Origin of the sequence: Kribbella pratensis, assembly GCF_004365355.1 — a bacterium.
In the GTDB taxonomy this organism is placed as follows: domain Bacteria; phylum Actinomycetota; class Actinomycetes; order Propionibacteriales; family Kribbellaceae; genus Kribbella.
On sequence record NZ_SODP01000001.1, the window covers coordinates 2,443,091 to 2,459,104 of the forward strand.

Consider the following 16,014-nt stretch of genomic DNA (forward strand, 5'->3'; position numbering starts at 1 on the left):
GACCACGTTGGGAACGCCGAGGTAGGGACCAGGGACTCTCCCGGACGCGACGGCGATCGGGTCCGGCGACGATCGAAGTACATCGTCGAAGGAGTTCTTTCATGGAGACCAGACTCGAGGCCGTCGTCGTACCGGTGTCCGACGCCGATCGCTCCCGGCATTTCTACCGCGCGCTCGGCTTCCGGCTCGACCTCGACGTGACGACCGGCGACGGCTCTCGCGTCGTCCGGCTCACGCCACCCGGATCGACCTGTTCGATCCTCTTCGGGAGCGCGATCGTCGCCGCCCTGCCAGGGCCCTCCTGCGTCGTGCTGACCGTTCCGGAAGTCGAGGCGGCCCGGTCCGAGCTCGTCCAGCGTGGCGCCGCTCCCGGCCCCGTCCGGGACCTGCCGACCGGCGTCCGCGCGATCTCCTTCCGCGACCCAGATGAGAACGAGTGGGTACTGGTGGAGGGCATGGCGATCGAGCTCTTCACTCCTTCGGCGTGATCGCCTCGATGACCGTGGCGGCGTACTGATCCGGGATCTCCTCCCAGATGAAGTGGCCGGAGTCGACCGCGACCAGGCGGCTGTTGGGCAGGCGGGCGTCGAGGAACTCCGCGTTGGACAGCGGTACGACGCGATCGTGGCGGACGTTGATGAGCGTGACCGGCGTCGTGATGGTCGGCAACAGGTCACGAAGCTCGGGCAGCTCTTGTGGATAGCGGCGGACGTAGCGCATCGAATCGACGAAGCGGTCGCCTTGGTACGACGCCACGTAGTCGGCCCGGATGTCGTCAGGAACACCGCCCGCGATTCCGTCGACAGCGACGTTCACGATCATGCTCGGGTCGATCGTGCGGTACTTGTCGAGGTCCGGGTCGACGACCCACGACGCCAGCGGCTCACCGAGGTCGAGCGGTACGGACGCCGCGCCCGTGCCGACGATCAGACCGGCGATCTGCTCGGGTTGTTGTGCGGCTGCGAACAGGGCGGCCGCCGTACCGACATCCGGTCCGACGATGTATGGCCGGCCGAGATCCGCGTCGGCGATGACCTTGGTGAGGAAGGTGCCCATGGCCCGCGGTGACATCAGGTCATCGCGGGTCTCGGACGCTCCGAAACCTGGCAGGTCGATCGCGAACAGCCGGGCGTGCTCGGCGAGCACCTTCCACACCGGCGAGAAGGCGTAGATGCTCTCCGGCCAGGGGCTCGTCAGCAGCACGGTGGTTTCATGCGATCCGCCGGTGTCGGCGTACCGGATCTGGACTCCGTCAACGGTGCGGAACTGTGTCTTCATGGTGTAACTCCTTCAGAGCTACCGCGTACGGCGCTTCGATCAGGTCAGGAAGGCGTCGACGTCGCGGGCGAATTCGGTGTGGTGCTGGAACAGGAATCCGTGGGCGGCGTCGGGGTAGAGCTTCAGCTGTGCCTGCGGGATCAGACCGGCGAGCAGGTACGAGAAGTGCGGCAGGATCATCGGATCGCTGTCACCGTTGGCAACGAACACCGGCATCTCGATCGCGCTCACCCGCTGGAGTTGACTGTGATCGGGGATGCCCCATTCATTGACGGCCTCGTACTGCGCCTGCCGCGTCTGCCAGGTGGTCAGTGCATCGCGATCGTCACGCTGGGCGGTCTGTCGTTTCAGGCTTTCGCCGCCCGCTTGCCGGCTGGCAGCCGAGTCGGTGAAGAAGACGTCGAGGTAGCCGTCCGCGTTGCGTCCGGGAGCGCCGACCGCTGCAATCACGTCGGGCGCCCAGCCGTGCATGCCCGCGGCACCTCGCGGCGCGGACGACGCGAGGACCAGACGACGTACGAGCGCCGGCCTCGTCAACGCGATCTCCTGCGCCACGAAACTCCCGATCGAGAAGCCGAGCAGGTCGACCGAGTCGAGTTCGAGGGCGTCGATGAAGGCGATGGCATCACGTGCCATCTGCGTGACCGTACTCGGCGTCGTACCGGTGGATCCGCCGACGCCGGCGTTGTCGAACGTCACGACTCTCCGGCCGCTCGCCAACGCGTCGATCAAGGCGGGATCCCAGTTGTCGAGGTTCCCGCGGAAGTGCTGCAGGAGAACGAGAACCGGCGTACCGGTTCCTGTCTCGCGATAGGCGTACTCGATCCCGTTCGCGGCGCTGATCGTTCTCGTCTGAGTATCAGGAATGTTCGTCATGACCCCAGACTCACTCCGACGTACGCCGATCGCGCCAGTGAAGACACTGGTGTCTGACCCTGGACCCAGGGGTGGTCCCCGGCTCATCCGTGCGCCGAAACCAGAACCTCGACCACCCACGAAGCCACCGCAATCCTCAACAACGGTCCCGGTCGGTCCTCCGCAGCACTGCCGGCGGCGCTACGGGCGTGGATTGGTGGGCTGGTCGACGGCCGCGGCGCGGGCCGGCGCTCGTTTGGCTGGGTCGGGTCCGAAGGCGAAGCCGACGACGGCTGCGAGCGCCGCGAAAGCGGCCGCCGCGAGCAGTACGTCGTTGAGACCGCTCGCCGTACCTGCGCGGGCAGCGTTGGCGACCACCGCGCGGGTTTCGGGTGGCAGAGTGGCCGCTACCCGGGTGCCCTCGCCGGAGGCGACGGCGGCCGCCAGCCTGTGGATCGCGTCGGGCGGCACGCCCTGCCCTGCCAGTTCATGCACCGTGGCGGCGGTGACACGGTTTGCGTACAGCGCGCCGAACACCGCCACCCCGGTCGCTGTGCCGACCTGCCGCAGCGTGTTCGTGAGGCCGGCAGCCATCCCGGCGCGGGGCGGTTCCACCGCCGAAAGCGCCGCCGAGGGCAAGGCGGTGGAGGTGACGCCGAGGCCGGTCCCCGCCAGGATCAAGCCGGGCAGCAGGACGAGCCAGCCGGAGGTGGCGGTCAGATGAGCCATCGAGGCCAACCCAGCGGCAGCCAAGGCCATCGCTACCCCCAGCAGCATTCGCATCGCTACCTTGCCGATCAACCGGCCGGTCAGGAGGGCGACCGCGAACGAGGCCAGGAACATCGGCAGCAACCGCAGCCCGCCCTGGACCGGAGAGTTGCCCAGAGTGTTCTGAACATAGAGCGAGAGGTAGGTGATCGTCCCGATCACAGTCGCCGAGATCGCGAACGCGTCGAACCCCGTCGCGACGAAGCTGCGGCGCCCGAACAGCCGGAGGTCGGCCATCGGTGCGGACGCGATGCGCAACTCGTAGACCACGAACGCCGCAAGAGCGACCGCCGCGACCGCGAACAGCGTCACGATCTCCGGGCTCGCCCAGCCCGAGGAGTTGCCGCGGATCAGCGCGAACATCAGCGCGGTGAGCGCCACGACAATCAGCGCCGTTCCCAGCCAATCGGCCCGGCCGCCGGCCGGGTTACCGGACTCGCGCAACTTCGCCCATCCGATCACCAACGCCAGCACGCCGATCGGCAGGTTGATGAAGAAGATCGACCGCCAGCCGAAGGCGTCGGTCAGTACCCCGCCGACCAGCGGCCCGATAGCGCTGGCACCGCCGAGGGTGGCGCCGAACGCGCCCAACGCCCGACCCAAGGCCGGACCGGAGAACTCCGCCCGGAGAAGCGGCGTCGCGGCTGCGAACAGCGCGGCGCCACCGACTCCCTGCAGCGCGCGGAACAACTCGAGCGTCAGCGCCGTCGTAGCCAGGGCGCTTGCCAGCGACCCGATCGTGAAGACGACCATGCCGATCAGGAAGACCCGGCGACGGCCCACCCGATCCCCCAAGGTGGCCGCCGGCAGGAGCAGCACGGCCAGCGCCAGGGCGTACGCGGCGCTCACCCACTGCAGATCGGGCAAACTCGCACTCAGATCGCGCTGAATCGACGGCAGCGCCACACTCACCACGGTGATGTCCAGCAGCAACATGAACGCCGCCGTCAACACCAGCACCAATGTCCACCGCTGCCGTGACGAGGTTATCGTCGCGTTCTCACTGACCTCACTGGTCGTCATGTCCACTCCTCCGGGCGCCACCCCGCGCCGATGCGCAGTTGATGTTTCAACCGTCGGTCGGTCAGACCCCACTCACCCCAGTGGGAGCCACTGGCGGGGTTACTGGTCCGTGGCCGGCGCCGCACACCAAACCCGTAACCGCGCCAGGACCGTCGAAGCGATCAAGCCGGCCTGGGGATGCTCACGACGAGGCTTGCGCCGCCGTTGGGCGAGGTGTCGATCTCGATCGTGCCGCCGTGTTGCCGGACGATCTTGGCGACGATTGCGAGGCCGAGGCCGGCGCCGCCGGACTCGCGGGTGCGGGCCGAGTCGAGCCGGACGAACCGGTCGAAGACCCGTGACCTGTCCGCGGGCGCGATGCCGGGGCCGTCGTCGGCGACTGTCAGCACGACACCGTCGGCGGACTCCGACAGCGAGAAGGTGACGAGGCTTCGAGCATGCCGCGCCGCGTTGTCGGCGAGATTGCCGACCATCCGCGCGAGCGCGACCCTGTCGCCGCGGACCTGACCCGCCGAGACAGCTGCCGTCTCGATGGTCAGGTTCGTTGCCACGCGCAACTGCTCGGCTGCCGCGAACACCACGTCATCGAGGTCGACCGGCGTGTCCGGACATCCGGCCGGCTCCTCATCGGCCCGGGCGAGCAGGAGGAGGTCGTCCACCAGGCCCTGCATCCTCAGATCCTCGGCCAACACCGTCGCGGCGAGGTCTGCGACGCACGTACGGTCGGGATAGGCCCGCGCCACCTCGGCATGCTGACGGATCGTGGCAATCGGCGACCGCAACTCGTGCGAAGCGTCCGAGACGAACTGCAACTGACTCTCGTGCGAGCGTTGCAGCCGGTCGAGCATCCGGTTCATCGTCGTCGCGAGGCGTCCGACCTCGTCCCCGCGCGCGCTGGGAACACGACGATGCAGCTCGGCAGCGGTGATCTCGTCGACCTCCCGGCGGATCGCGGTGACCGGTGCCAGCATCCGCCCTGTCACCAGCCACGTCACCCCGCCGACCACTCCCATCATCAGCGGCACGCCGACGACGAGCACCCGCCGTACGAAACGCGTCGAGTCCAGTACGTCGACCAGCGGCCGCCCGACGATCACCTCCCCCGCACCGGACGCAGCCGAGGCGAAGACGAAGTCCTCGGTGTAGCCCGGCGGCTCGACCGCAACGCAACCGCTGCCTGGCGACGCAATACGCCCACCGGCAGTGGCCGAATCGGTCCATTGGATCAGCTCTGTGGCCGTCGACGTCTGCCGATCGTTGCCTGTGGCAAGTTGCGCGGCACGTTCGTGGGAGTCCTGGCAGACCTGGCCGGTGAGTACGTTCCCCAGCAACGCGACGAGCACCAGCGCACCGCCCACCAGGGCGATCCCGACGACCAGGACCGCCGCCAGTGTCACCCGTATCCGCATCACGTCACCTCATCACTCGCTCATGCGGTAGCCGGCCCCGCGCAACGTCGTGATGCAGTGGCTCCCGAGTTTGTTGCGCAACCGGCGGATGTACACCTCGACGATGTTCGGATCACCTTCGAAGTCGTAGTCCCAGACGTGATCCAGGATCGTTCGCTTCGAGACGACCTGCCCTCGTCGACGGATCAGGAATTCCAGTAGTGCCAGCTCGCGTGCCGTGAGCATCAGCTCGGTGCCTCTGCGCCACGCCCGCCGGGCGGCCGGGTCCATGCGCAGGTCGCCGGCTTCGAGTACGCACGGACGCTCCGGGGTCCCTCGCCGGACCAGTGCACGCAGCCGAGCGACGAGAACGTCGTACGAGAACGGCTTCGTCAGGTAGTCGTCGGCGCCGGTGTCGAGCGCCTGAACCAGGTCGGCGTCCGCATCTCTTGCCGTGAGCATCAAGATCGGAGTCCATACGCCCTCGCTGCGCAGGGTCGCGCAGATCTCGAAGCCGTCGACCTGCGGCAGCATGATGTCGAGCAACATGACGTCGTACGTCTGCTCGCGGGCCAGCCAGAGTCCGTCCGTGCCGGTCAGAGCGACGTCGACTGCATAGCCCTCGGCCTCGAGACCGTTCCGGACACCCGCGGCCAGGCGGAGCTCGTCCTCAACCACCAAAGCGCGCATCTGCCACCTCCCGGCGACTGTGCTCCATTCTCGCTGAATCCCCGCTGAATTCACGCTGACCGTGACGTTCAGCCAGGGTTCAGCCGAGCACTCCTACCGTCGTTCCATGACCACCATCGAGGCAAGCGGTCTGTGCAAGCGCTACGGCGCACGCATTGCGCTCGACGGCCTCACGTTCACGGCGGACACGGGCGAGGTGATCGGTCTCCTCGGGCCCAACGGCGCCGGCAAGACCACCGCGATCCGGTTGCTCACCACAATCCTCGAGCCGACCGGCGGAACGTTCACCGTCGCCGGCATCCCCGGCGATCAGCCGCACCGGATCAGGCAGCGCATCGGCGTACTGCCCGAGAGCGCCGGCTATCCGGGCCGCCAGTCAGGCGCCGAGTACCTTCGGTACGCCGCGCGGCTGTTCGGTCGAAGCAGGCCGGATGCGCGGACCGCTGCTGAGCGGCTACTGGCCGATGTCGGCCTGAGCGAACGCGCCGGCGCACGGATCGCCACGTACAGCCGAGGGATGAAGCAGCGCCTTGGCATCGCCAGGGCGCTCGTCAACGATCCTGCGGTCGTGTTCCTCGACGAGCCGACGTTAGGACTCGACCCGGCAGGCCAGGGCGAAATCCTCGCCACCATCTCGGACGTCGCCCGGCAGCGCGGGGCAACCGTCGTGCTTTCGACCCACACGCTGACCGAGGTCGAGCAGGTGTGCGACAACCTGCTCATCCTCGACCGCGGCAAGCTCCGGGCCGCAGGCCCGATCGCCGAGATCGTCGCGGGAGCCGGCAGCCTGAGTTCCGCGTTCCTCCATCTCACGGGGCAGGACAGCCATGACTAGCTGGAACGTCGTCGCTGCGCAGGAGAGCCGCGACCTCTGGATCGGTGGGCGTGGCCCGGTGCTGATCTTCGGGTACAGCATCTTGCTCAGCGCCATCACCTACCTGGCCGCCACCAACCAGGCGATGAACTTCCTCGAGCAGCGCGAAGCCGTCAACCTCATGGTCCAGATCGCACTGGCTGTCGGCGTCCTCCTCACTGTCGTAGTCAGCGCCGACACGATCAGCGGCGAACGCGAACGGGGCACACTGGAGGCTCTCCTGCTCACACCGGCGCCCCGACGCGCGATCGTCATGGGCAAACTCGCTGCCGCCGCGACGATCTGGCTGGCCTGCCTGGTCGTCGCAATGCCGTATCTGTGGGTCCTTGGGCGCGGCGTTTCCGGAGCTGTCCAGGCGGCCGTGCTGACGTTGGTCGTCGGCACGCTGGTTGCCGTCGGTCTCGGAGGTGTCGGGATGATCTTCAGTGGCTGGTCGAACACCAACAGGACCAGCCTTGCGAGCGGGTTGCTGCTGCTCCTCGTCCTGTTCGCGCCGACACAGCTTCCGGCGCTGCCGAAGACAGGTTTCGGCCAGCTACTGAATCGGATCAATCCGATCGGATCGGCTCTGCACTACATGTCACAGGTTCTGGTCGCCCGGCGCGGCTGGACCCAGGACCTCGGCTACTTGATCTCACCGCTGGTCATCGCAGTGGCCGCGGTCGGAGCCCTCCTCGTTGCGGCTCCGCGCCTCGTCCGGCTGACTGCGGGGACACGATGAACCTCCTGAGCCTGATCGCGCCCCTCCTGCTGGCCGACCCGACGATCGCCATGGACCACCACCAGCTGACCGCTCAGATCGGACAGACCCTCACCGTCGAGTCGGTCGTCAGCAACTCCGGCCCTGGTATCGCGCATCTCAACGTGGTCAGCCTTGACGGCGTCTACGTCGATCTCGAGGACTGGAGCCAGGACGTAACACAACCAGTGCCGGGCGGCGGTGAGAGCGCCTTGGACTGGGACTTCCAGGCAGTCAACCCCGGGCATTTCGCGGTGTACGTCGTACTCATCCCGAAGAACGGCGCCCTCGTCGCCGGCCCACCCGTCCACATCACCGTCTCCCCGCGCCAGACCCTGGACACCGGCGGAGCACTTCCCATCGCCATCGCCGTACCAACCCTCCTCGGCGCAGCCGCCCTCATCACCCGCCTCAAGACCCGCTGACCCTCTCACCTGCTCAACGCGCTCGTCGTGGGTACGAACAGCACCTTGCCGGTACGTCCGGTCGTCTGCGCGTCGTGCAGCGCCTTCCGGTAATCCTCCAGCGGGTACGTCGCTTGGACCGCGGCGCTGATCACGCCTTCGGCGATCAGTTGCGACAACTCGCCGTACACCCGCTCCAGCTGCTCGCGCGGTGTGTTCCGCAGCCAGCTCAGGATGAAGAACGACCGCAACGAGACGCCGCGGTAGATCAGATCCGCCAGCGGTACCACCGGGGACTGACCGGTGACGGACGAGAACGCGACGACTGTTCCTCCGTCCTCCACGGCGCTCACGAGCTGCGCGGTCTGCCCGGGATCACCGGTGCCCTCGAACAGCACCCGCAGCTTCGCCTCGCCCAGCGCCTGCCCGACCCGCTGACCGAGGTCGTCACCGTCGAGTACGACGAGGTCCGCGCCGAGCCGGCGTACCTGCTCGGCCGCCTCCTCACGCCGTACGACGGCCAGCGTCTTGAAGCCCGCCCGCCGCGCGAGAGCGATCACGTAGTGTCCGACCGCGGAGTTCGCGAGGTTCAGGCCGACCCAGTCCCCCGGCTTCAGCTCCACGTAGTCGTGCAACAACGCGTAAGCCGTCGCCGGATTGACCGACAGCATCGCCAGCTGCAGCGCGTCCGCATCCTCAGGAACCGGAACCACGTTCCGCGCCGGCACCACCGTCCGCGTCGCCCACGTACCGAACCTGAACGACGGCAGAATCGCGACCCGCTGCCCTACCAGTGCCGAATCCACGTGCTCGCCGACCTCGACGACACGTCCGACACCTTCGGCGCCCATCTCCGCCGGAACGTCCGGGTAGACGCCGAACCAGCCGAGCGCGAACAACACGTCCGCCCCGTTGACCGGCGCCGCCTCGATCTCTACAACTATCTCGCCGGTTGCTGGCGAGGCCCCCGCCCCGGCTTCCAGGGAAACGCTGTCGGCGACATCGCCGCCTACCGCAGTCAGAACGATCCTCTTCATGTTGCCTTCCTCCGTCGGAAGTGAGTTCGGTTTCACGGCAGCTGAACTGCCCTGCTCCGACAGTCCGCCACCGACCGACTGCTCACATCCGTCGATATCCCTGGCACCATCCCTGGCCAACGGCTCCCCTGGCGGACGAGCTCTCGACTCGTGGTCAGACGGCGCCGAAGCGTTCGGTGTGGATTCGGCGGACGGGGATGCCGAGGGCGGCCAGGTCGTGGCTGACCGAGGTGACCATGGGGGCGGGGCCGCAGAGGAAGTAGTGGAGGCGGTGGGGTCGGCGAGGGAGGGTGCGGGTGAGGAGGTTGTGGCCGATCCGGCCGATCTCTCCGGTCCAGCCGGGTTCGGGCGAACTGACCACCGGGATCACCTTCAGGTTGAGCCGCGCCTGTACCTGCGCGACCTCCGGAAGGAGCATGAGGTCGTACTGCGTACGCGCGGAGACGATCAGCCAGATCCGCCGCCGGTCCTCCTGGTCCGCGAGGGTCCGCAGCATGCTCAGCAGCGGCGTGATGCCGACCCCGGCGGCGATGAACACGAACCCGTGCGCGTCCTCGAGCCCGTCGATGGTGAAGCCGCCGTACGGGCCGTCCAGGAAGACCCGGCGGCCGGGGCGAAGCGCGCCGAGCAGCTCGGTGAAGTCTCCGAGCGCCCTGATCGTGAACTCCATCCGGTCCGGGTGCTCAGCCGTCGAAGCGATGCTGAACGGATGCTCCTCGAACACGAACGGCGTCGACCCGATCTTGAGCCAGACGAACTGACCGGCCGCGAACGGCAGGCCGGGATGGCCGTCGGCCTGGATGACGAGCGTCACGCCGTCGCCGGCGACCGCGCGCACCGATACCACGATGTAGGCGAACTTCCCGGCCCGCAGCGGCAACCAGATCCAGCGTCGCGCGGCGAGCCCGGCGAGCAGCACACCGGACCCCACGAACCAGACGGCCAGCACGAAATGGGACACCAGGTGCCGGAGCCACCAGACGTGCAGCCAGGCGGTGATCACGACGATCGCGACCAGCCCGTTGTGGACGAGCCGCCACCCCTCGTACCGCGGCTGACGGCCCGGACGCCGGAGCGCGAGTACGACGACCAGCCCGAGTGCGACCGTCGAGGTGACAGCGGCGCGGGCGGCCCACGTCGTGTGCGCGAGATCGAGGATCGACAAGCCGCGCGGATCGACGACCAGCACCGCGATCAGGTGCACCACCACCAGTGCGACCGCGATCAGCGCGATCAGCCGGTGCACGGCGAGCACGGTCTCGATCCCGAAACTCGCGATCAGCCACGGCAACCGGGCGGGCAGCGCCACAGCCACGACCAGGGCCGAGAAACCGACCAGGCCGGCGCTGAGCTCCAGAGCCCCGCCCGGACTGGTGTCCGGTGGCTCGATGACACCCCAGGTGAGCGCCAGCGGGGTCAGCAGGACGGCGAGATACCACAGGAACCAGGCGAGCCGGGACAGCGGACCGTGCACTCGCGCTGAGACTCGGTGGCGGGACATCGTGGCTTGCTTCCAGGATCCGTCGGGACGCTGGAAAAGTACGCCCGCCACGCGACGGCGCAAACAGTGCCGGCCGCGCATGACAGGACTGTCATCCAGCTCCCCGCTCATTACGGTACGGACCGGTCCACCGGGACGGCTCTGACCTCTTCCGTCCAGATCCCGGACGGAAGAGAATAACGCTGGGTCATGGATCGGTGGGGTCCCGAGCCGGACGCTGTGGGGTGCAGCGCCGGACATTCCGTGCCCCGGGGCAGGCCGTACGGCCTCGAGGGGGTTCGATGAGCAGGATTCTCGTTGTCGACGACGAACCCGACCTGCTCGGGTTCGTCCGCAGTGCGCTGGAGGCCGAGGGCTTCCACGTGACCACGGCCACCGACGGGACCGACGGTCTCCGGCTGGCCCTCACGACCAAGCCCGATCTGGTCATCCTGGACCTGTTGATGCCGGGCCTGGACGGTCAAGCCGTGCTGACCGCGTTGCTGACGCATGACCGATCCACCCGGATCCTCGTGCTGTCCGCGACCGAGGACCGGCAGGTGCGGGTCGGCTGCCTCGAGCAGGGCGCGGTCGACTTCCTGGCCAAGCCGTTCGTGGTCCGGGAGCTGATTGCCCGGGTCCGCTCGCGACTCCTGTCACCGGTCGCCGGCGGACTGCAGTGGCTGCCGGAGGTACTACGGGTCGGCGAGATCGCGCTGGACACGCGGACCCGTCGCCTGCAGGTCGGCGAGCGGACCGCTGAGCTGCCGCAGCGCGAGTTCCTGCTGCTGCAGCACCTGATGCGCAATCCGGACACCGTGTGCTCGCGGCAGGAGTTGCTGTCCGAGGTGTGGGGTTACGACTTCGATCCCTCGACCAACCTGGTCGATGTCTGCATCGGGCGGCTCCGCTCGAAGCTTCGCAGCGACGCCATCCGGACGGTACGCAATGTCGGCTATCAGCTACAGACGGCCTGACGAGGAAGTCAGAAGCCTGCCGGGCGACCTGCGGCTCAACCGCAGGTGGATCACCGACGGGCTGCTGGCGGTCTTCATGTCCGCCATGCTGGTGCTGATGATCAGCCTCCCCGGCGAGGAGACGATCCCGTACCACTTCCTGTTCCTCAGCCTCACCATCGTCTACGGCTTCCGGGTCTGGCCGATGTGGCCGACGATCCTCGTCGCGCTGGCCGTCACCGGCACGACCGGGTGGGTCCTTGGCGACCGGGTCGTCAGCGGGGTGATCGACAACGCCGAGCTCGCCGAGGTGCCGTTGATGCCGGCGCTGTTCGTCGCGATGGTGTGGCACGCCCGTCGCCGGGCCGAGGCGCAGCGGCAGGTCGAGCGGATGGCGGACCAGCGCCGAGCCAGCCTGGAACGTGAGCGCGAGTTCCTCCGCGACACGTCGCACGCCATCCGGACGCCGATCACGATCGCTCGTGGCCATCTCGAACTGGCGGGTGATGCCGCGGTGGTGAACGGCGTACGGCTGCACGTCGACGTGGCACTGCGACAGCTGGACCGGATGTCGGCGCTCTCCAACCGGCTCCTCGCACTGGCACGCCTCGACGCCGGTGAGGAGCTGAACCGCCGGCCGACCGATGTGGCCGCGCTGGTCGCCGAGCTCGGGCGGAACTGGACGGCGAACACCGACCGGGTGTGGCTGGTCGGCTGCGGACCGACCGGTCAGGTGCGGATCGATCCCGACTGGATCGAGCTCGCCCTCGACGCGATCGTCGAGAACGCGGTGCATTTCACCGCGTCCGGCGACACGATCCGGATCGGCTGTACGTCGGCGCCGGGGCTCATCTCGATCACGGTCGACGACTCGGGTCCCGGGATCGACCCGGAAGATCTGCCGTATGTGTTCGACCGGTTCTGGCATCGCCGCCCGGAGCACGGGCCGATGGGCAGCGGTCTCGGCCTGCCGATGGCGCGGGCTATCGCCGAAGCGCACGGCGGCGCCCTGACAGCCGCCACCGGTCCGGACGGCGGCGCGTCGATCGTCCTGAGCATCCCGCGCAGCCGGTGATCGTCACCGTACGACGACGTGCTCGACCTGCGCCTTGCCGAGCAACACGGTGACCTTCGACCCACGCCGGATCCAGTTCCCAGGGTTCTCGAAGACCAGGTAGTAGGTCTCCCCCGCCGTGTACTTGCCGGTGTGCGCGTGACTCATCAGCAGGTCACGCACCACCAGACCGCTGCTCTCGTCGATCACGGCCGGCGGAGTCGTGGCATCGTGCAGACTGTTCGCGCGGTTCGGATCCAGAACCTGGAACCTCAGGTCCAGCAGGCCGCCGCCTCCGGTCAGCGCGACCTGCGTGATGCGTACGCCGCTGCGCTCGGCGAGTCCGTCCGCGTCCACCGCCGTACGCCCCCAGGCGATCGCCGCTACCGGCGCGGCCGCGGGTTGGTTCTTGTGTGCGTTGTGGGCGCTGTACAAGAACCAGACCGCCATCGCGCCGGCGACGAGTGCCACGCCCGTCAGCAGGCCGAGAACCTTTCGCATCGTCATGAGTGGATGAAGACCAGCATGCCGTTGCCGATCGGCGACGTACCCGTCTGCGGACCGCTGGTCACGTGGAGTTGACGGTTGAACAGTGCGAAGCCGTGCGTGCTGGGCGGAGTCCCGGTCGGTACGACGACGATCGCGTCCTCGGTCGCACCGGCCGGGATCGTCTCGGTGCTCGCAGAGATCTGGTTCGTCAGCACGCCTGCGTCCCGGGCGACGACCTGCTCATGAGCGCCGAGCAACGTCATCGAGGTGTTGTCATAACCCGCATTCAGATACCTCAACAGCACGCGTTGACCAGTAGCCGCCGTGATCGCCGGGACATCCGGGTAGGACCTGCCGTTGATCAACCAGTACGTCGCCCGGTAGTTGTGCAGGTCGTACGTCTCGGGCGCCGCGTTGAAGGCAGGATCGATCGCGGTCAGCACCAGCACGGATTCCACGTCGTACGCCGTTGTCGCCGAGGCGTAGGCCTGGTTAGGTGTCGTCGTCCGGACCAGCAACGCCCCGGACAGTCCCATGGCCTCCTGACGGCCGGCGTCGCCGCCGGACTGGTACAGGTAGGTGCCCGGCTGCGCGGTGAACGTCCGGCTGACCGCTGCTCCGGACGCGGCGTCGGTCGGACCCGGGTTGAATGCCACTCCGGGGATCTCGAACGACACGGTATGCCCGGCTGGTAAGGCGTTCCGGACCGTGATCGTCACTACGTCGCCCGCCGTCGCGGTCAGCTGCGGTCCCGGCAGACCTGCCGAGGCCGTGGAACAGTCGCCAGGCGTCGTCGGCGTACCGAATCCCCAGATCGGCACCAGACCGCCGCCAGGGAGCGGTGCCGTCCCGGGTACGGCGCACAGCTCGATGGCCACCGTCGCCGCGGACGCCGAACTGGTCAGGCCGAACACGGCCAGCGCGAGCACCAGCAGGGCCTGCGCCCCGCGGTGAACGGATGTACGCATCGCAGCTCTCCTCTGCCAATCGGGCCCGGTCATGGCGCGTCGTACACGATCTTCATCAGGTCACCCCAGGTGGCGAAGGTGGCCGGGGCGGGTGCGGTGTAGCGCTGGGTGTGGACGAGCACCCGGATCTGGCCGGCATACGAACCGGTGCCGATGTAAGCGCTCGGCGATCCAGGGACCGTCCACGTGGAGCTGACGTCCGTCGAGCCGACACCTTGCGGTTGGGTGGGCGGGCCCGTCAACGCGGTCCAGCCTGGCGAAGTCGCCGTACTGCAACCCAATGACCAGTTGCAGATCTTGACCGTCTGCTGCGGCAGGTTCGTCGTGATCGCCGGGCAGGTCGTGCCGGTGGTGACACCGCAGTTGCGGCCCTCGTAGATCACCTTGAGGTTCGTACTTCCGGCGGGTACGCCGCCGAACCCGCCGTACCAGTCCGTCGCCAGCGCGGTGACCACCGCGCCACTGGTGTGACTGGCTGCGGAGCTGCCGAGCTGGCCGCGTGCGACCGTCCAGGTAGTGGTGCCTTGACCGCCGGTGACCTGCAAGACTTCGTTGTCGATGCGCACGAAGTACGAGCCGGTGGTGGGGAAACCGGCGGCCGAGGCGACTGTGATGGAGGTCTGTCCGGCTGTCGTCGCGGTCGGACGGGTCGTCGTCCTGGGGTTGATCTGGTAGTACACGTCGTCGGATTGACCGAGCGAGGCGACCGACCCGGACTTCAGCGTGCCGCCGAGCAGCGAGGATGTGGTCGGCGAGCCGAAACAACCTCCGGCGGGATCGACTCGGAGCAAGGTGCCCATGCCGCCGAAGCCCTGGTCGTAGTTGGTGAATTCGTTCAATGCGTGGCTGTGCAGCGGGAAGTACCACTCGCCGCATGCGTTCTGCGACGTCGTACCGACCGGCAGCGTGCCCTTGTAGCCGAGGTACGGCGAGCCGCTGTACCAGGTGTTGCCGTCCTTGAAGAACACGTTGCGGTAGTTGGGCTGCGCGACCGGCAGCGGGTTCGCGGTCGGACTCCAGTTGTCGGCGTCGTCCCAGCGCAGCAGGAAGTCCTCCGTCTGGCCCGCCCCGATCGTCTCGCCGAAGTGCTCGGTCGACGCGACCAGCCGGCCGTCCTGGGCGATCTGCTTGGTGTGGTTGCCGTGCGGGTGGAACGGGTGGTTCACCGCACCGACGTTGATCATCCGGATCAACGCCGGCCGATTGTCCGCGGCGGTGTTCGGCTGGAGCCGGACCAAGGCGCCGTACGGCTGGTTCGGCAGCAGGGCGGATCCGTTGTCCTGGATCGTGTCGGGGAATTCGCGGCCGTTGATCGCGAAGTACCTGTTCCGCAGCGCGTTGACGTCGTACGTCGCGCCGACCTCGACCGCGTGGTGCAGGTCGGAGTCGATGTCGCTGAGCAGCAACAGGTACTCGCGGGCAGGCGCGAACTGGGTCGACGCATCGCCGTACGCGTAGTCGTCGCCGAGGGCCGGCCGGACGATCAGCGCGCCGGCCAGGCCCATCTCGACCTGCTTGGCGATGTCCGATCCGCTCTCGTACAGGTACGTTCCGGGCTGTCCGGCCGTGAAGGTGTAGCTGACGTCACCGCCCGGCGCCGCCTCGGTGGTCAGCAGGCCGGGGCTTCCGCCGCTGGCCGCGACCGTCGCGTCCTGGCCCGGGAACAGAATGGATGTTGCCTCAGGCAAATTGTTGTGCAGGGTGACCACCACGGTCTGGCCCTGGGTCGCGCACAGTACCGGCCCCGGGCTCTGGAAGTGACCGCCGGCCGGTGAGTAGCTCCACATGAAGACGCTGTTGCCGTCCGGCGTGTCGATCGTGCCGGCGGATGCGACCAGGTCGAAGGTCCGCGTCGTACCGGACACTGTTCCGGTCGAACAGATCATGCCGGTCGGCGGCACTGCCTCCGACTGGGCGCTCGCGTCCAGCGACGCGAGCGGTACGAGTGCGCCGGCAGCGAGCGCCAGACCGGCCAGCGACCGGCGGATCCGTTGCGATGTGCTCATCGTCG

At 68.1% G+C, this 16,014-nt stretch carries 16 protein-coding genes; 6 read left to right on the plus strand and 10 right to left on the minus strand.

What is annotated here, in order from left to right; genetic code table 11:
• Positions 1 to 101: 101 nt before the first annotated feature.
• Complete coding sequence (locus EV653_RS11575; protein WP_134101374.1) at positions 102 to 488, plus strand: VOC family protein; 387 nt, start codon at positions 102 to 104, stop codon at positions 486 to 488.
• On the opposite strand, the gene EV653_RS11580 is transcribed toward EV653_RS11575, so the two are convergent.
• The 5 genes from EV653_RS11580 to EV653_RS11600 form a co-directional block, all read right to left on the minus strand.
• Positions 472 to 1,278, minus strand: a complete 807-nt coding sequence (locus EV653_RS11580; protein WP_134101377.1) for an alpha/beta fold hydrolase — start codon at positions 1,276 to 1,278, stop codon at positions 472 to 474. The genes EV653_RS11575 and EV653_RS11580 overlap by 17 nt on opposite strands.
• Positions 1,279 to 1,317: 39 nt before the next feature.
• On the minus strand, positions 1,318 to 2,154 hold the full coding sequence (locus EV653_RS11585; protein ID WP_134101380.1) for an alpha/beta fold hydrolase: 837 nt from the start codon (positions 2,152 to 2,154) through the stop codon (positions 1,318 to 1,320).
• 180 nt (positions 2,155 to 2,334) lie between these two features.
• Positions 2,335 to 3,924 carry an MFS transporter gene (locus EV653_RS11590; RefSeq protein WP_134101383.1) on the minus strand — a complete coding sequence of 530 codons (1,590 nt, stop codon included), beginning with the start codon at positions 3,922 to 3,924 and terminating at the stop codon, positions 2,335 to 2,337.
• Positions 3,925 to 4,085: 161 nt separating this feature from the next.
• Complete coding sequence (locus EV653_RS11595; RefSeq protein WP_134101386.1) at positions 4,086 to 5,333, minus strand: sensor histidine kinase; 1,248 nt, start codon at positions 5,331 to 5,333, stop codon at positions 4,086 to 4,088.
• A gap of 12 nt (positions 5,334 to 5,345) precedes the next feature.
• Positions 5,346 to 6,002: a response regulator transcription factor gene (locus EV653_RS11600; protein ID WP_134101389.1), complete on the minus strand. Its 657-nt coding sequence runs from the start codon at positions 6,000 to 6,002 to the stop codon at positions 5,346 to 5,348.
• A gap of 106 nt (positions 6,003 to 6,108) precedes the next feature.
• On the opposite strand from EV653_RS11600, the gene EV653_RS11605 reads away from it, so the two are divergent.
• Genes EV653_RS11605 through EV653_RS11615 form a run of 3 tightly spaced genes read left to right on the plus strand, consistent with a single transcriptional unit; the run spans position 6,109 to position 8,040 of the window.
• The gene (locus EV653_RS11605; RefSeq protein ID WP_134101393.1) at positions 6,109 to 6,837 is read left to right on the plus strand and encodes an ABC transporter ATP-binding protein; all 729 of its coding nucleotides are present in this window, start codon (positions 6,109 to 6,111) and stop codon (positions 6,835 to 6,837) included.
• Positions 6,830 to 7,597 carry an ABC transporter permease gene (locus EV653_RS11610; protein WP_134101395.1) on the plus strand — a complete coding sequence of 256 codons (768 nt, stop codon included), beginning with the start codon at positions 6,830 to 6,832 and terminating at the stop codon, positions 7,595 to 7,597. The genes EV653_RS11605 and EV653_RS11610 overlap by 8 nt, the downstream gene beginning before the upstream one ends.
• Positions 7,594 to 8,040: a hypothetical protein gene (locus tag EV653_RS11615; protein ID WP_134101397.1), complete on the plus strand. Its 447-nt coding sequence runs from the start codon at positions 7,594 to 7,596 to the stop codon at positions 8,038 to 8,040. The genes EV653_RS11610 and EV653_RS11615 overlap by 4 nt, the downstream gene beginning before the upstream one ends.
• Positions 8,041 to 8,045: 5 nt before the next feature.
• Here the strand turns inward: EV653_RS11615 and EV653_RS11620 are convergent, their stop codons facing one another.
• Both EV653_RS11620 and EV653_RS11625 read right to left on the minus strand, forming a co-directional pair.
• A complete protein-coding gene (locus EV653_RS11620; RefSeq protein WP_134101400.1) occupies positions 8,046 to 9,056 on the minus strand; it encodes a zinc-dependent alcohol dehydrogenase family protein in 1,011 nt (336 codons plus the stop codon).
• A 154-nt stretch (positions 9,057 to 9,210) separates the two neighbouring features.
• Complete coding sequence (locus EV653_RS11625) at positions 9,211 to 10,557, minus strand: ferredoxin reductase family protein (protein ID WP_166679356.1); 1,347 nt, start codon at positions 10,555 to 10,557, stop codon at positions 9,211 to 9,213.
• A gap of 281 nt (positions 10,558 to 10,838) precedes the next feature.
• On the opposite strand from EV653_RS11625, the gene EV653_RS11630 reads away from it, so the two are divergent.
• Both EV653_RS11630 and EV653_RS11635 read left to right on the plus strand, forming a co-directional pair.
• Complete coding sequence (locus EV653_RS11630; protein ID WP_134101406.1) at positions 10,839 to 11,513, plus strand: response regulator transcription factor; 675 nt, start codon at positions 10,839 to 10,841, stop codon at positions 11,511 to 11,513.
• Positions 11,485 to 12,567 (plus strand): sensor histidine kinase, encoded by a 1,083-nt coding sequence (locus tag EV653_RS11635; RefSeq protein ID WP_166679357.1) that lies wholly within the window; start codon positions 11,485 to 11,487, stop codon positions 12,565 to 12,567. Before EV653_RS11630 ends, EV653_RS11635 begins: the two co-directional genes overlap by 29 nt.
• Before the next feature lie 3 nt (positions 12,568 to 12,570).
• Here the strand turns inward: EV653_RS11635 and EV653_RS11640 are convergent, their stop codons facing one another.
• The 3 genes from EV653_RS11640 to EV653_RS11650 are packed head-to-tail and all read right to left on the minus strand — an operon-like array spanning position 12,571 to position 16,009.
• Complete coding sequence (locus EV653_RS11640; protein ID WP_134101413.1) at positions 12,571 to 13,053, minus strand: hypothetical protein; 483 nt, start codon at positions 13,051 to 13,053, stop codon at positions 12,571 to 12,573.
• Positions 13,050 to 14,003: a multicopper oxidase domain-containing protein gene (locus EV653_RS11645; RefSeq protein WP_166679358.1), complete on the minus strand. Its 954-nt coding sequence runs from the start codon at positions 14,001 to 14,003 to the stop codon at positions 13,050 to 13,052. The genes EV653_RS11640 and EV653_RS11645 overlap by 4 nt, the downstream gene beginning before the upstream one ends.
• A gap of 29 nt (positions 14,004 to 14,032) precedes the next feature.
• Complete coding sequence (locus tag EV653_RS11650) at positions 14,033 to 16,009, minus strand: multicopper oxidase domain-containing protein (RefSeq protein ID WP_166679359.1); 1,977 nt, start codon at positions 16,007 to 16,009, stop codon at positions 14,033 to 14,035.
• Positions 16,010 to 16,014 lie beyond the last annotated feature (5 nt).

What these genes read in the sequence shown, in the direction of transcription:
- EV653_RS11575 (WP_134101374.1), top strand. Translation starts at nt 102, where the DNA reads ATGGAGACCAGACTCGAGGCCGTCGTCGTACCGGTGTCCGACGCCGAT.
- EV653_RS11580 (WP_134101377.1), bottom strand. Translation starts at nt 1,278, where the DNA reads ATGAAGACACAGTTCCGCACCGTTGACGGAGTCCAGATCCGGTACGCC.
- EV653_RS11585 (WP_134101380.1), bottom strand. Translation starts at nt 2,154, where the DNA reads ATGACGAACATTCCTGATACTCAGACGAGAACGATCAGCGCCGCGAAC.
- EV653_RS11590 (WP_134101383.1), bottom strand. Translation starts at nt 3,924, where the DNA reads ATGACGACCAGTGAGGTCAGTGAGAACGCGACGATAACCTCGTCACGG.
- EV653_RS11595 (WP_134101386.1), bottom strand. Translation starts at nt 5,333, where the DNA reads ATGCGGATACGGGTGACACTGGCGGCGGTCCTGGTCGTCGGGATCGCC.
- EV653_RS11600 (WP_134101389.1), bottom strand. Translation starts at nt 6,002, where the DNA reads ATGCGCGCTTTGGTGGTTGAGGACGAGCTCCGCCTGGCCGCGGGTGTC.
- EV653_RS11605 (WP_134101393.1), top strand. Translation starts at nt 6,109, where the DNA reads ATGACCACCATCGAGGCAAGCGGTCTGTGCAAGCGCTACGGCGCACGC.
- EV653_RS11610 (WP_134101395.1), top strand. Translation starts at nt 6,830, where the DNA reads ATGACTAGCTGGAACGTCGTCGCTGCGCAGGAGAGCCGCGACCTCTGG.
- EV653_RS11615 (WP_134101397.1), top strand. Translation starts at nt 7,594, where the DNA reads ATGAACCTCCTGAGCCTGATCGCGCCCCTCCTGCTGGCCGACCCGACG.
- EV653_RS11620 (WP_134101400.1), bottom strand. Translation starts at nt 9,056, where the DNA reads ATGAAGAGGATCGTTCTGACTGCGGTAGGCGGCGATGTCGCCGACAGC.
- EV653_RS11625 (WP_166679356.1), bottom strand. Translation starts at nt 10,557, where the DNA reads ATGTCCCGCCACCGAGTCTCAGCGCGAGTGCACGGTCCGCTGTCCCGG.
- EV653_RS11630 (WP_134101406.1), top strand. Translation starts at nt 10,839, where the DNA reads ATGAGCAGGATTCTCGTTGTCGACGACGAACCCGACCTGCTCGGGTTC.
- EV653_RS11635 (WP_166679357.1), top strand. Translation starts at nt 11,485, where the DNA reads ATGTCGGCTATCAGCTACAGACGGCCTGACGAGGAAGTCAGAAGCCTG.
- EV653_RS11640 (WP_134101413.1), bottom strand. Translation starts at nt 13,053, where the DNA reads ATGACGATGCGAAAGGTTCTCGGCCTGCTGACGGGCGTGGCACTCGTC.
- EV653_RS11645 (WP_166679358.1), bottom strand. Translation starts at nt 14,003, where the DNA reads ATGCGTACATCCGTTCACCGCGGGGCGCAGGCCCTGCTGGTGCTCGCG.
- EV653_RS11650 (WP_166679359.1), bottom strand. Translation starts at nt 16,009, where the DNA reads ATGAGCACATCGCAACGGATCCGCCGGTCGCTGGCCGGTCTGGCGCTC.